At 63.4% G+C, this 12,907-nt stretch carries 14 protein-coding genes; 9 read left to right on the top strand and 5 right to left on the bottom strand.

All coding sequences use genetic code 11. The annotated features are described in order from the left end of the window. Positions 1 to 8: 8 nt before the first annotated feature. Together AC1Q67_RS06440 and AC1Q67_RS06435 are read right to left on the bottom strand one after the other, a co-directional pair. Entirely contained in the window at positions 9 to 956 is a 948-nt protein-coding gene (locus tag AC1Q67_RS06440; RefSeq protein ID WP_492234789.1) for a DMT family transporter, read from the bottom strand. Positions 957 to 1,075: 119 nt separating this feature from the next. Continuing rightward, positions 1,076 to 2,005 (bottom strand): DMT family transporter, encoded by a 930-nt coding sequence (locus AC1Q67_RS06435; RefSeq protein WP_492234790.1) that lies wholly within the window; start codon positions 2,003 to 2,005, stop codon positions 1,076 to 1,078. Between the two features lie 221 nt (positions 2,006 to 2,226). Between AC1Q67_RS06435 and AC1Q67_RS06430 the strand changes: the two genes are divergently transcribed. The 3 genes from AC1Q67_RS06430 (at position 2,227) to AC1Q67_RS06420 (ending at position 5,842) form a co-directional block, all read left to right on the top strand. Further along, on the top strand, positions 2,227 to 3,519 hold the full coding sequence (locus tag AC1Q67_RS06430; protein WP_024576143.1) for an adenylosuccinate synthase: 1,293 nt from the start codon (positions 2,227 to 2,229) through the stop codon (positions 3,517 to 3,519). Between the two features lie 90 nt (positions 3,520 to 3,609). Continuing rightward, complete coding sequence (locus AC1Q67_RS06425) at positions 3,610 to 5,205, top strand: hypothetical protein (RefSeq protein ID WP_492234791.1); 1,596 nt, start codon at positions 3,610 to 3,612, stop codon at positions 5,203 to 5,205. Positions 5,206 to 5,209: 4 nt separating this feature from the next. Continuing rightward, positions 5,210 to 5,842 (top strand): formyltransferase family protein, encoded by a 633-nt coding sequence (locus tag AC1Q67_RS06420; protein WP_492234792.1) that lies wholly within the window; start codon positions 5,210 to 5,212, stop codon positions 5,840 to 5,842. 174 nt (positions 5,843 to 6,016) lie between these two features. On the opposite strand, the gene AC1Q67_RS06415 is transcribed toward AC1Q67_RS06420, so the two are convergent. Then, a complete protein-coding gene (locus AC1Q67_RS06415; RefSeq protein WP_024576146.1) occupies positions 6,017 to 6,235 on the bottom strand; it encodes a hypothetical protein in 219 nt (72 codons plus the stop codon). 366 nt (positions 6,236 to 6,601) lie between these two features. Here AC1Q67_RS06415 and AC1Q67_RS06410 point away from each other — a divergent pair, with 366 nt between their 5' ends. The 5 genes from AC1Q67_RS06410 to AC1Q67_RS06390 all read left to right on the top strand — a co-directional run bounded on the left by AC1Q67_RS06410 (position 6,602) and on the right by AC1Q67_RS06390 (position 10,095). Further along, positions 6,602 to 6,901, top strand: coding sequence for a hypothetical protein (locus AC1Q67_RS06410; RefSeq protein WP_492234793.1), 300 nt, complete (start codon positions 6,602 to 6,604; stop codon positions 6,899 to 6,901). 37 nt (positions 6,902 to 6,938) lie between these two features. Further along, positions 6,939 to 7,433 carry a hypothetical protein gene (locus tag AC1Q67_RS06405; RefSeq protein WP_492234794.1) on the top strand — a complete coding sequence of 165 codons (495 nt, stop codon included), beginning with the start codon at positions 6,939 to 6,941 and terminating at the stop codon, positions 7,431 to 7,433. Positions 7,434 to 7,606: 173 nt separating this feature from the next. Then, the gene (locus tag AC1Q67_RS06400) at positions 7,607 to 8,581 is read left to right on the top strand and encodes a Bug family tripartite tricarboxylate transporter substrate binding protein (protein ID WP_492234795.1); all 975 of its coding nucleotides are present in this window, start codon (positions 7,607 to 7,609) and stop codon (positions 8,579 to 8,581) included. 382 nt (positions 8,582 to 8,963) lie between these two features. Continuing rightward, positions 8,964 to 9,245 carry a hypothetical protein gene (locus tag AC1Q67_RS06395; RefSeq protein WP_492234796.1) on the top strand — a complete coding sequence of 94 codons (282 nt, stop codon included), beginning with the start codon at positions 8,964 to 8,966 and terminating at the stop codon, positions 9,243 to 9,245. Between the two features lie 502 nt (positions 9,246 to 9,747). Beyond that, positions 9,748 to 10,095: a hypothetical protein gene (locus AC1Q67_RS06390; protein WP_492234797.1), complete on the top strand. Its 348-nt coding sequence runs from the start codon at positions 9,748 to 9,750 to the stop codon at positions 10,093 to 10,095. A 264-nt stretch (positions 10,096 to 10,359) separates the two neighbouring features. Here AC1Q67_RS06390 and rpoH read toward each other — a convergent pair whose 3' ends face one another. Both rpoH and AC1Q67_RS06380 read right to left on the bottom strand, forming a co-directional pair. Beyond that, positions 10,360 to 11,259 carry an RNA polymerase sigma factor RpoH gene (gene rpoH / locus AC1Q67_RS06385; RefSeq protein WP_024576152.1) on the bottom strand — a complete coding sequence of 300 codons (900 nt, stop codon included), beginning with the start codon at positions 11,257 to 11,259 and terminating at the stop codon, positions 10,360 to 10,362. A gap of 219 nt (positions 11,260 to 11,478) precedes the next feature. After that, positions 11,479 to 12,486, bottom strand: a complete 1,008-nt coding sequence (locus AC1Q67_RS06380; RefSeq protein ID WP_492234798.1) for an RluA family pseudouridine synthase — start codon at positions 12,484 to 12,486, stop codon at positions 11,479 to 11,481. Between AC1Q67_RS06380 and AC1Q67_RS06375 the strand changes: the two genes are divergently transcribed. Continuing rightward, positions 12,485 to 12,817, top strand: a complete 333-nt coding sequence (locus tag AC1Q67_RS06375) for a hypothetical protein (RefSeq protein WP_492234799.1) — start codon at positions 12,485 to 12,487, stop codon at positions 12,815 to 12,817. The two genes, AC1Q67_RS06380 and AC1Q67_RS06375, sit on opposite strands and share 2 nt — an antisense overlap. Positions 12,818 to 12,907: the final 90 nt, after the last annotated feature.

Genomic DNA, 12,907 nt, shown 5'->3' with positions numbered 1-12,907 from the left:
ATGCGATTTTAGGAGGCGGGACGTTTCCCGGCCGATCCGCGCCGCGATGCGGTGATCACGCCCGCCAGCACGAGCACATAGCCGACCAGGTGGAACAGCTCCGGCTTCTCGCCGAGCAGCACGATCGCCATGGCCGAACCGAACACCGGCACCAGATGGAAGAACGGCGCGGCCCGGTTGGGCCCGATCAGTTCGATCCCACGGTTGAAGAAAATGTAGGCCAGTGTCGAGGGAAAGATCACCACGAAGACGACGGTGGCGATCGTCAGCTTGTCGAGTATCAGCCTGTCGCCAACCGAGATTTCCCATCCCACCAGCGGCACCAGCATCAGGGCGCCGGACCCGGTGGTGAAAGCGATCAGCGAGAGCGGATTGATCTTCGGGCGCCGCGTCATCAGGGCGGAGTACAGTCCGAACACGAACAGCGCGGCGGCGAAGCTGATATCGCCGGCGTTGATCTGGATGTCTGCCAGCGCGCCGAGATTCCCGCGCAGAACGATCACGAGCACGCCGAGCAGCGAGACGAGGATGCCGGCCGTCTGCATCCATGACAGCCGTACGCCGAACAGCACCAGCGCCCACAGCGCCACGAACAGCGGTCCCGACGACTGGATCAGCAGCGCATTCAGCGCCTGGGTGTGTTGCAGTCCCCAATAGGACAGGGCGTTGTTGAAGGCGAAGCCGGTCAGCGCGAGAACCAGCAGCAGCGGCAAGTGCCTGCGCATCACCGGCCAGTCACGTTGCAGGTAGGGCCACGCGAAAGGAAACACGACGAGGGATGTTCCGGCCCAGCGCAGGAATGTCAGTGTGAACGGCGGGACATGGCCGGCGACGAAGCGCCCGAGCACGATATTGGCGGCCCAGAACAGCGCCATCAGACTGAGCAGCAGATAGGGCTGGTTCGCCAGCCGTGAGGCAAGCGAGGACTGGCGCAAGGGCGGATCGGCGACGGTCATGGGGCTTTGGGAAAGAGGCTGTGTGAAGTTGTGCCGGTGTTTCGCACCTTTCACAACCGCCAAACCCGGATTGCTCCGTTGCGCCAGACGGGCATCAGCGCGGTGTTTGCTTCTTCCTGCTAGGCTTCCGCGACCGCCGACGTGCGCCGCGCGGCGACGATCACACCGGTCAGCACCAGCGCATAGCCGGCAAAATGGAATAGTTGCGGCCGCTCGCCGAGGAAGGCGATGGCGAGCACAGATCCGAACACCGGGATCAGATGGAAAAACGGTGCGGCGCGGTTGGCGCCGATCAGTTCGACGCCGCGGTTGAAGAAAACATAGGCGAGGATCGATGGAAAGATTGCGACATAGGCGAGCGTGAGCGCGTTGTTCATGCTGAGCGATGGCGTCAGCCCGCTCAGAGCTTCGATGATCACGGCGGGAATCAGCAACACCGTCGCGTAGCCGGAGGTGAACGCCATGAAGGCGAGCGGATGGATCGCCGGGCGTTTCACGGCCATCACGGAGTAGAGTCCGAAGATGATCAGCGCGATGGTGAAGATCAGATCGCCCTTGTTCAGGTGAATCGAGGAAAGGGCAGCCGGATCGCCCCGCGTCAGAATCGTGAGGACGCCAAGCAGCGAAATTCCGATGCCGATGGTCTGCGGCCAGGTGAGGCGAATGCCGAGCAGCACGAGCGACCACAGCGCGACGATCAGCGGCCCCGATGACTGGATCAGCAGCGCATTCAGCGCCTCGGTGTATTTCAGCCCGAGATAGGCGATGGCGTTGTAACCGGCGAGCCCGGTGAGGGTCAGCAGCGTCAGGACAGGCAGATGCTTGCGGATCATCGGCCACTCGGCCCTCAGATGGGGCCATGCGAAGGGCAGAACGAGCAGGCAGGCGAAGCCCCAGCGCAGGAAGGACAGCGCCATCGGCGGAAAATCCGCTGCGATAAAGCGTCCCAGCACGACATTGCCCGCCCAGAACAGGGATGACAGCGTCAATAGCAGATAGGGCCGGTTCATCAGCCAGTGTGCGGCGGGTCGCGGGGCGGGCTCGTTCATGTCGGCGGCAGATTATGGGCTTTACAAGGAAGGCCGGGACTGGCCGGAATTATTTGGGGATATCAATGATTTGCGCCCCTTTCAGCAGAGCCGTCAACACCCGTTGGAGCTTGCGTCCCATGCGCGCATCCGTTATCCGGTGACATGCCTCGCAAGCGCGCGCCCTGCTGCAAGGCGCTGGGTTTCCAGCGGATTTGCGGGTTGCGGGAGAATGTCTCGAAATGGCTAACGTTGTCGTCGTCGGCGCCCAGTGGGGCGACGAAGGAAAAGGCAAGATTGTCGACTGGCTGTCGGAGCAGGCCGACATCGTCGTCCGCTTTCAGGGCGGCCACAACGCCGGCCATACGCTTGTCATCAACGGCAACACCTACAAGCTGGCGCTGCTTCCGTCGGGCGTGCTGCGGCCGTCGAAGCTTTCGGTGATCGGCAACGGCGTGGTGTTCGACGCGCAGGCGTTTCTCGCCGAACTCGAGAAGCTGCAGGGACAGGGCGTGAAGATTTCGCCCGACAATCTGCGCATCGCCGAGAACGTCACGCTGATCCTTCCGCTGCACCGCGAGCTCGATGCGATCCGCGAGAACGCTGCCAAGGCCAACGCCATCGGCACCACCCAGCGCGGCATCGGCCCTGCTTATGAAGACAAGGTCGGCCGCCGCGCCATCCGGCTGATGGATCTCGCCGATCCGCAGACGCTGCCGCACAAGATCGATCGCCTGCTGGCGCATCACAATGCACTGCGCCGTGGCCTCAATCTTCCTGAAGTCGATGGTAAGGATATCCTGAAGGAACTGTCGGCGATCGCGCCGAAGGTGTTGCCGTTCGCGGACTCGGTCTGGAATCTGCTCGACCACAAGCGCCGCGAAGGCAAACGCATTCTGTTCGAGGGCGCGCAGGGTGCGCTGCTCGACGTCGATCACGGCACCTATCCCTACGTCACCTCGTCCAACACCGTGGCTGCTCAGGCGGCGACGGGCACTGGCATGGGGCCGGGCTCGGTCGGCTATGTGCTTGGCATCTGCAAGGCCTACACCACGCGCGTCGGGCAGGGACCATTTCCGACCGAACTCAACAACGAGATCGGCGAGGAAATCGGCCGCCGCGGCAAGGAATTCGGCGTCAACACCGGACGCAAGCGCCGCTGCGGCTGGTTCGACGCGGTGCTGGTGCGGCAGACGGCCCGGACCAGCGGTATTCATGGCCTTGCGCTGACCAAGCTCGACATCCTCGACGGCTTCGACGAGATCCAGGTCTGTGTCGGCTACAAGCTCGACGGGAAGGAGATCGACCACCTGCCTGCCGGTGAGGGCGCGCAGGCACGGGTCGAGCCGATCTATGAGACCATCGAAGGCTGGAAGGAGCCGACGGCCAATGCCCGGTCGTGGGCCGATCTGCCTGCGCAGGCGATCAAATATGTTCGCCGGGTGGAGGAACTGGTCGGCTGCCCGATCGCGCTGCTGTCCACCAGCCCGGAACGCGAGGATACGATCCTCGTGCAAAACCCGTTCGAAGCTTGAACAAAATGGCCTGTCATGGGTGGACTGTGTTCTGTTGATTGACGTTTTTTAAGTACAGGGTTCGTCGAGAATCCTGCAGACTGGACAAGGATGGCTGATTACTACCCGCTCATAGCCCGTGCCATCGCCGGACTGGACCCCAGTGCCCCCGGCGAGCAACGTCGTGCGCTCTATGAGCGCGCGCGAACGGCGCTGATTTCCCAGTTGCGCGGCGTGCAGCCTGCCTTGAGCGAAGCCGAAATCACGCGCGAGCGGCTGGCGCTCGAGGACGCGGTGCGCCGGGTCGAGGCCGACGCCGTCCGCCGCGCGGCCGCGCATCAGGCCGCGTCCGGCGAAGCGCCGCCCGAGCGTCCAGCCGCCCCGCCGCCCCCTGCTGCGCCACCTTCGCCGTCAGCCCAGCCGCGCGCGCCGCTGCCCGGCCGGCGTGACGGTCCGCGCCCCGGCGATGCCCTGCGCGAAAGCGCACGCAGCGCACGTACCGGAAACGCTCCGCCGCCGGCCCCCGGCCGGCCCGCTCCACGGCCCGAGGCCAATGGAGCGCCGGACCAGCGTCCGCCGCGGAATCTGCGCGGCGATCAGCCGCCGCCGCTGGCCCGCCCGCAGCCGCCGGTTCAGCCGGGCCTGCCGTCGTCGATGCGCGATGTCCGCGCGCGCGATCAGCGCAGCGACGACACCCGCATGCTCGATGAGTTCACGCAGGATGCACGTGCGCAGCGCCGCCCGCCGCAGGGTTCGGGCATGCGCGATGTGGTTGCCGATGCCAACGATCTCGGCGGCGCGACCCGTTCCGCGCGGCGCAGCCAGGCGCAGGATTTTCCCGATCAGCGTGGTACGGCGCCTTACAGCTACGACGAATCCATCGAGGAAGCCGGACGCTATCAGCCGAACGGCTCGCCGCGCGCGCGTGCCTCCCGCGACGAACCCGAAACGGAGAAGCGCGGCTTTCCGGTCAAGACCGCCATCGCGGTCTGTGTCGCGATCATCGCGATCGGCGGCGCGGTGTGGGGCGGCCCCAAGGCGTATTCACTGATCAAGTCGCTCACCACCAAGCCCGCGCAGCAGGCCGACACCGCGCCGAAGGATGCGGCGGGAACGCGGCCGAAAATCACCGACCGGGTGGGGCAGCCGGGCTCGACGCAGATTGCGCCGGTGGCGCAGCGCGTGGTGCTCTACGACGAGGACCCCTCGGCGCCGCAGGGCAAGCAGTATGTCGGCTCGGTGATCTGGCGCACCGAAGCGGTCAAGGTGCCCGCCGGCCAGCCGCCGGATATCGGCGTGCGCGCCGACATCGATATTCCCGAGCGCAAGATCAAGATGTCGCTCTCGATCCGCCGCAACACCGATGCGTCGCTGCCCGCGAGCCACACTGCGGAGCTGACCTTCGTGCTGCCGCCGGATTTCGGCACCACCATCGCCAACGTGCCTGGTGTGCTGATGAAGTCCAACGAGCAGGCGCGCGGCACGCCGCTGGCCGGCCTCGCGGTGAAAGTCACCGACGGATTCTTCCTGGTCGGACTGTCGAATGTCGAGGCCGACAAGGCGCGCAATCTGCAGCTCCTGAAGGAGCGGTCGTGGTTCGATATTCCGCTGGTCTATGCCAACCAGCGCCGTTCGATCATCGCCATCGAGAAGGGCGCGCCGGGCGAGCGCGCATTCAACGAAGCATTCACGGCCTGGGGGCAGTGACATTATGAAGATCACACTCGCTGGCTCGCGTCATTTCGGCGTCGAGACATTCAACATGATGCGCGGTCACGGCATCGAGGTGATCCGTGTTGTGGTCGCGGACGGCGAGGACCGTCTCGCCGCGGCGGCCCGCGCCGCCGGCATCGAGGTCGTGGTGCAGGCAAAGCCCAAGCTCATCGTGGCTTCGGAAATCGCACCGGGCACCGATCTGATCGTCACCGCCCACAGCCATGCGATGGTCAGCGATGGTGCGCTGAAAGCCGCCAGACATGGCGGCATCGGCTACCATCCGTCGCTGCTGCCGCGCCATCGCGGCATCGCGGCGGTGGAATGGACCATCAAGGAGCGCGACGCGATTGCCGGCGGCACGATCTATCACCTGTCGGACCGGCTCGATGCGGGCGCGATCGCCGCGCAGGACTGGGTGTTCGTGAAGAAGAACGAGACCGCGCGCGAATTGTGGGAGCGGGCGCTGGCGCCGCTCGGCCTCAGGCTTCTGGCGCAGGTGATCGATCAGGCAAAGACCAGCGGCAATCTGCCGTCGATGCCGCAGGACGAGCAGTTCGCGACCAACGCGCCGCGGCTCGACAGGGAAAAGCCTCACGCCGCGCCCAAGAGCGCGGCGTCGGGATCGTAAGTTCCGGCGTCTTCAGTTCTCCGTCGAATTTTTTCAACCACATCGCATCTCACCCCATGTCATCCCCGCGAAAGCGGGGATCCATATTTTTCGAGTCGAATAGCGTTGTGACTGTACCCCCACCCCGACCGGCTTCGCCGGTCGACCCTCCCCGCAAGGGGGAGGGATCAAGACTCACGCCGCGCGGGTCTCGCCGGCGCGCACCGCGCTCGACACAAGGTCGTTGGCGTCGGTGACGCCGTCGGCGGCGCGGCGAACGATTGTCTGTGCCATCTTCGCCTTGGTCGCGGGCGTGCGGTTCTCCAGCGCGATCTGCTCGACGGCGATGTCGAGAATTTTTCTCAACGTGGCGACGTAATCCGGATCGAATTTTTCCGGTGGGCGATTGACCATGCGCTTCTCCTCTTCGGACATTTCAAGGCGTGATTGCATCGGACTTTATCTCTGCGATCGCGCCTTCGGTGAGCGGGCGGACCATGCTTCCGCAATGGGGCAGATGTGAGTCAGCATCGCGATTTGCAATGCGCATGCATCGATGTGAAATTGGAAAGGCTCCAGTCACATTTCTTTCAAGGTGATGAAGATTCCGCAGCGCACTTTGACGATTTGTCATGGGAATCGCACCACATCTTGTGTCTGCGATTCGACAATTTGCGCGGTGCGATGCATGCTTTCACACCTGCGACGAAACCGTGAATGCAAACGGGTGATGCGCCCGTGTTCCCGCGCCACAATTCACGCAACACACAAGGAGACGTGATGGCCGATACGCCCGCAACACAAGCCGATCCGCATTTCGTGCCGATCGAAGGTACGATGGAGGCACCGATCATCTTCTTCGAGGTGTGCCCGACATTCGGGAACAACGGCGGGCTGATCAACCTGATGCTTGCGACCGGCCTGATCGACTCCGCCCCCCATGGAAAAGTGGCAAGCCGTGTGAAAGCGGTGGCGCATCTGCGCATGACCGCCGCCGCCGCGGTGAATCTGCGTGACACATTGAACAATGCGCTCGCGATGGGCGTGCCGGTTCAGAAGCCCGAAGGCCGGACGAACTGATCGGGAATTTGATTCTGATATTTTTTGCGAGGTTGAGATGCTTTCGACGACAATGATGGTTCCAGTCACGATGTCCCGAGCCGCGTGGCGCGTGCTTGCGTTGTGTGGGGCGCTGACGATGGTGCTGCTGGCATGGCCGCTTGCGGCGCAGCACGTGACGCCGAGCAAGCCGTTCCTCGAGAAGAACGCGTTCTATCTGCGCTCGGCCGGGTTCCGCATCCAGCTCGCCAATGACGCGGGGGGACAGCGCGCACTCAAGGCGCTGCCGCCGCATCGTTTTGTGATTCACAAGGCGGGCGGCACGCCGCGGTATGTCTATGCCGATCCCGGCATGTGCAACTGCATTTTCAGCGGCACGCTCGACAACTACAGATCCTATCTGGATATCCTGCGGCAGCCGCTTCCGGGCGCTGACGATGTCTCGCCGGACTACAAGACGCAGGCCAGCGCGCTTTTGCTGGATCAGCCGATCGACTTCGGCATGACCAACGATAACGACAGCCTGGCGGATTACTTCCGCGACTATCTGTAGCTTCGGACCATCTGTAACCTGGTACGCCTGTTGTGCGCTGCCATAAGCAGGCAGCGCGCATCACGCTGCTTGTTCGCGCTCGTTTTTCTTTGTTACGCTTCACGTGTTGTCCATCAACACATGCTGACCGCGCGCCAAGTCGCGGCAGCCGGGGAAACAAGAGGGTAACAAAAATGGCTTCACGACGCGCCGCGATCGGGCTGATCGCGATGGGCTTTGCTGCATTCCTCTCATCAGGCGGCGCTTCGGCGCAGGACTATCCGACGCGTCCCGTGAAGTGGGTGGTGGGTTATCCGCCCGGCGGTGCGACCGACATTCTCGCGCGGCTGATCGGCCAGCGATTGTCGGAACGGCTCGGTCAGCAGTTCATCATCGAGAACAAGCCGGGCGCGGGCAACAATGTCGGCACCGAATCCGTGGTGAACGCCGATCCCGATGGCTATACGGTCCTGCTGGTCAATCCCGCCAACGGCATCAACGCCTCGCTCTACGCGAAGCTGAGCTTCAATTTCATTCGCGACATCGCGCCGGTGGCCGGGCTCGCGCGCGTGCCCAATGTGATGATCGTGCCGAACGATTTTCCGGCCAAGACGGTGGCGGAATTCATCGCCTATGCGAAGGCCAATCCCGGCAAGGTCAATATGGCCTCAAGCGGCAACGGCACCTCGATCCATCTGTCCGGTGAACTGTTCAAGGCGATGACCGGCGTCGAGATGCTGCACGTTCCCTATCGTGGCTCCGCGCCCGCGATCACCGATCTCTTGAGCGGCCGCGTGCAGGTGATGTTCGACAACATGCCGTCGGCGATTTCGCACATCCGGGCGGGCACGCTGCGGGCGATTGCGGTGACGACGGAGAAGCGCTCGCCGGAGCTGCCGGACACTCCGACCGTTGGCGACACGGTGAAGGGCTATGAAGCCTCCGCGTGGTTCGGCATGGGCGCGCCGGCCAAGACGCCGAAGCCGATCATCGACAAGCTCAACAAGGAGATCAACGCGATCCTCGCCGAGCCCGAGATGAAAAAGAAGATCGCGGACATGGGCGGCGTCGCGCTGGTCGGAACGCCGGAGGATTTCGGCAAGATCATCGTCTCCGAAACCGACAAGTGGGAGAAGGTGGTCAAGTTCGCCGGAGCAAGGGTGGAGTAGGGGCTAGGGCTCCACCTGAGGCGGAGCAGGGTAAATCGTCATTGCGAGGAGCGAAGCGACGAAGCAATCCACTCTTTCTTTATTTTGCAAAGATGGATTGCTTCGCTCCGCTCGCAATGACGGCGCTGCGGCCGCGCGTTCAGCCACGAGGTAATGCCGACAAGCAGCAAATCCTCAACCGGTCATCGTGGCCATCACCCGGTCATCCCCGCGAAAGCGGGGATCCATCTTTGCTTTATATTGAAGGCGGAAATTTTTAAGACTGGGTCCCCGCTTTCGCGGGGACGACCGGAATTAGTTAGCTTTACGACGAAGCCGGAGTTTGGCGCGGTCATCAAGGCAGCGGCAACTTGGTGAAAATCAAATATTTCGGGAGTTTTCAATGAAAGTGAAAGTACAAGGGTGGAGTAGAAATTGCGGCTGGAAAGAATTGGTCCGATCAAAATTACAGCGGCTTAAAATACCACCCCATTGGCAAGGCGACCTTTATGCTGGCAAGCCAAGACTTGAGTGCTCATTCCGAAATGGAAGAATTGAAGGTGTAAAATTCTCCAGCGATGCTCGGTTGCGTCTATCCGGCAATTACTTGTTGGAGATAAGCCTGACCAGAGAGGACATTGCGCATCTTCACTTGATTATGAGTAATCATCCTCAACAAGGCTGAATCATTCAAGGAATAAATTCCTTGACAATTTCCCCGCGATAATCCATCTTCCATCCATCCCGCCTCACTTGAGGGGCGTTGCCAGGGACGCTTGTTAGCGCGGGGCGGGATGCGGCGCCTGCGCGCGCGGGAGAGACGGTCTCTCGTGCGTCCGGGAGGCTTCGGGTCATCGTCCGGGCCAACTACGTGGCCCCGCCTTCAGTGGCTGGACGCGGACAGGATGAAGGCAGGCGAAAGCCCGCCGGATCGGGGCGTGAAAGCGTCCGTCCTGTCCCGGAAGAACGATCCCGTCGCCAAAAATCGCCGCGGCGGAGCGCCGAAAGGCGATGCGCGGTGCGGCTTGTCCGCGTCGCGACTCCACCTACGTGCGCCTTTCGGCGTTCCGTCCCCTCATGCTTGCGAGGGGGCCATGTGAGGCGAGGCCGCCGTGCGCGATGTGTGCGACAGACGGCGCGTGCGCGCTCATTCCACGTCATCAAATCCATCAACGGGAGCGTTGCTCATGACGGCGCGGTTCAGGCTGGAAGGTCCTTACGGTTTCAGCGGCGCGGAGAATCCGCGCCTGACCGGCGAGACACCCGCCGCGCACACCGCGCGCGATTGCGATTATTGCGGCCGTGTTGTCGCGCGTGCCGAGATGGAGTTTCTGCGCGCCTGGCGCGATTGTCCCGACCGCGCCTGCCGCCGCGCGCGGCGCTGTCTTGGGCCGGAATTTTCCTGCCGCGCGGACAACAGCAATCCGCGCCTCCTCGGATTTCTCGAACAGGGCGCTGCGATCGATTTCGCCTATGACGAATTGCAGCGGATGCGATTGCTGCGAAAGCAAATGCGGGAGCGGGAGTGGGCATGATGAGGGCGTGTGTGTCGCTACATCTTCGGTGTCGTCCCCGCGCAGACGATGTTTCTTCACCTCTCCCCGGCGGGGAGAGGTCGGCGCGTAGCGCCGGGTGAGGGGGATCGCATGCCAGTTTTGAGATCGGAACCCCCTCACCCCAACCCTCTCCCCCACGGGGAGAGGGAGCTATCAGGCATGCGCGGAATCCGACGGTTCGTAACCGCACAACAAAAAAGCCGGCCCGAAGGCCGGCTTTCGTATGTCGTGATGCGCGAGAGGTTAGTACGCCGCTTCCAGTGCGGCGTGCTCCTGCTTGGCGATGGCGGTCTTCACCGCCGCCTGCACCTTCTCGAACGCGCGGACCTCGATCTGCCGCACGCGCTCGCGCGACACGCCGAATTCGGCGGCAAGGTCTTCCAGCGTCATCGGCTCTTCAGCCAGACGCCGCGCCTCGAAGATGCGGCGCTCGCGGTCGTTGAGCACGCCCATCGCGCCGGTCAGCGCGTTGCGGCGATGATCAAACTCCTCGTTCTCCGCCATGATGGCTTCCTGGTTGGGCGAGGTATCGACCAGCCAGTCCTGCCATTCGCCGGGTTCGCCGTCGTCACGGATCGGAGCGTTGAGCGACGCGTCGCCACCGAGGCGGCGGTTCATGTCGATCACGTCCTGTTCCGTTACGCCCAGGCGGGTCGCGATCTGCTTCACCTGTTCGGGGCGCATATCGCCCTCTTCAAGCGCGGAGATCTTGCTCTTCGCCTTGCGGAGATTGAAGAACAGCTTCTTCTGGTTCGCGGTGGTGCCCATTTTCACGAGCGACCACGAACGCAGGATGTATTCCTGGATCGACGCCTTGATCCACCACATTGCGTAGGTGGCCAGGCGGAAGCCCTTCTCGGGCTCGAAGCGTTTGACAGCCTGCATCAGGCCGACGTTGCCTTCGGAGACAACCTCGGAAATCGGCAGGCCATAGCCGCGATAACCCATGGCAATCTTGGCCACGAGCCGGAGATGGCTGGTGACGAGCTTGTGCGCGGCGTCGCGGTCATCGTGCTCGCGCCAGCGCTTGGCGAGCATGTACTCATCCTGCGGTTCCAGCATCGGGAACTTGCGGATTTCCGTCAGGTAGTGTGCAAGGCCGGATTCTCCGTTGAGAACCGGTAAAGTAGCGGCACGGGCCATGTTGCGCCCCTCCAGAGTTCACGCCCCCGATAGCGGCGGGCGAGGCAGGCCATCTGCTGTGTCAAAGCCAGAAGCACTGCAATGTTCCGCGCCGGGACGATCCCGAGCGCAGGTGCAGCATACTCCAAAACCCGAGGGGGAGGGAAGAACAAAACGGGGTCACGAACCCGTGACCCGGGTTAAAGGTTTGTAACCATGCGGCTTTTTAGCGCACCACCTTTAGTCTGTGCTACGGAGGGCGGCCTCAAGGAGGACCAAATCCTCCGGCAGCGGCGATTCCCAGTGAAGAATTTCTCCGGACGCCGGATGCTCCAGGACCAGCAAATAAGCATGGAGGGCCTGCCTGCCAAGAGCGGCGAGCGCCGCCTGGCTTTGCGGGCCGAGCTGGCGGGCCTTGGTCTTGAAGCCGGAGCCGTAGACGTCGTCGCCGAGCAGCGGATGACCGAGATGGGCGAGGTGGACGCGGATCTGATGGGTGCGTCCGGTCTCGAGCTGGCAGGCGAGCAGCGAGGCGACCGGTTTGCCGTCCCGCCCGGTGAAGCTCTCCATGGTTTCCCAATGGGTGACCGCGTCGCGGCCACCCTGCCGCACCGCCATTTTGTCCCGCGAGTAGGGATGGCGGTCGATCGGCTGATCGATGGTGCCGCGGCTCCAGGCCGGCGCTCCCCAGACAAACGCCATGTAGCCGCGCCGCATTTCGCCGGTGCGACCGTGGTCGGCGAATTGCGCCGACAGCGACTGGTGCGCGCGGTCGTTCTTGGCGACCACCATCAATCCGGTGGTGTCCTTGTCCAGCCGGTGGACGATGCCGGGCCGCTTCACCCCGCCGATGCCGGACAGGCTTGCGCCGCAATGGGCAATCAGCGCGTTGACCAGTGTGCCGGTCTCGTGTCCGGCGGCGGGATGGACGACGAGGTTTTTCGGCTTGTCGATGACGATGATGTCGTCATCCTCGAACACGATGTCGAGCGGGATATCCTCGCCCTCGGGCTCGGCGGGCGCAGCGGGCGGAACGTCGATTGTGATCGTATCGCCCGCTTTGACATGATAAGCGGGGTCGCGAACCGGGGCAGGTCCGACGCTGACCTGGCCCGCAAGGATCAGCGCCTTCAGGCGCGAGCGCGACAGGTCGGGGCTGCGCACGGCCAGCACGCGATCCAGCCGCTGCGATCCTTCATCGCCCTCGACCGTGACCTTGTGACGCGTATTTTCGGAAGACTGCTGCATGACTGAAACTGTTGCGCCCGATCCGACCCCCGAGCAAGCCGCGCTGATCGCGCGGGTGCGACGGATGATGCTGATTGCCGGCCTGACCACGGCGATCGGGGTGGGGGCTCTGCTGGTCGCTATCGGCTACCGCCTTTTCCGCAGCGATGGAAGCGTTCAGATCACCGATGTGACCGCCACGCTGCCGAAGGGCGCGCGGATCGTCTCCACGGCAAGCGCGGGCGAGCGGCTGGCGGTGACTGTCGAGATCGGCGGCACAACCGAAATCCGCACCTATGACGCGAAGACGCTGAAACCGGTGGGGCGGCTGAAATTCGCGGCCGAGCCGTAAGCGTTCCGCGCCAGGTCGTTAACCGTCGTTCCATTCGTTCGTACGCTGGCCACCGGACGATGGCCGTGAAGCGGGCGCATATGTGGATTT

The organism is Afipia sp. GW823-FHT06G09 (assembly GCF_058794875.1).
Note: the sequence above shows the minus strand (reverse complement) of the source record. Positions and strands in the feature narration are given on the sequence as shown.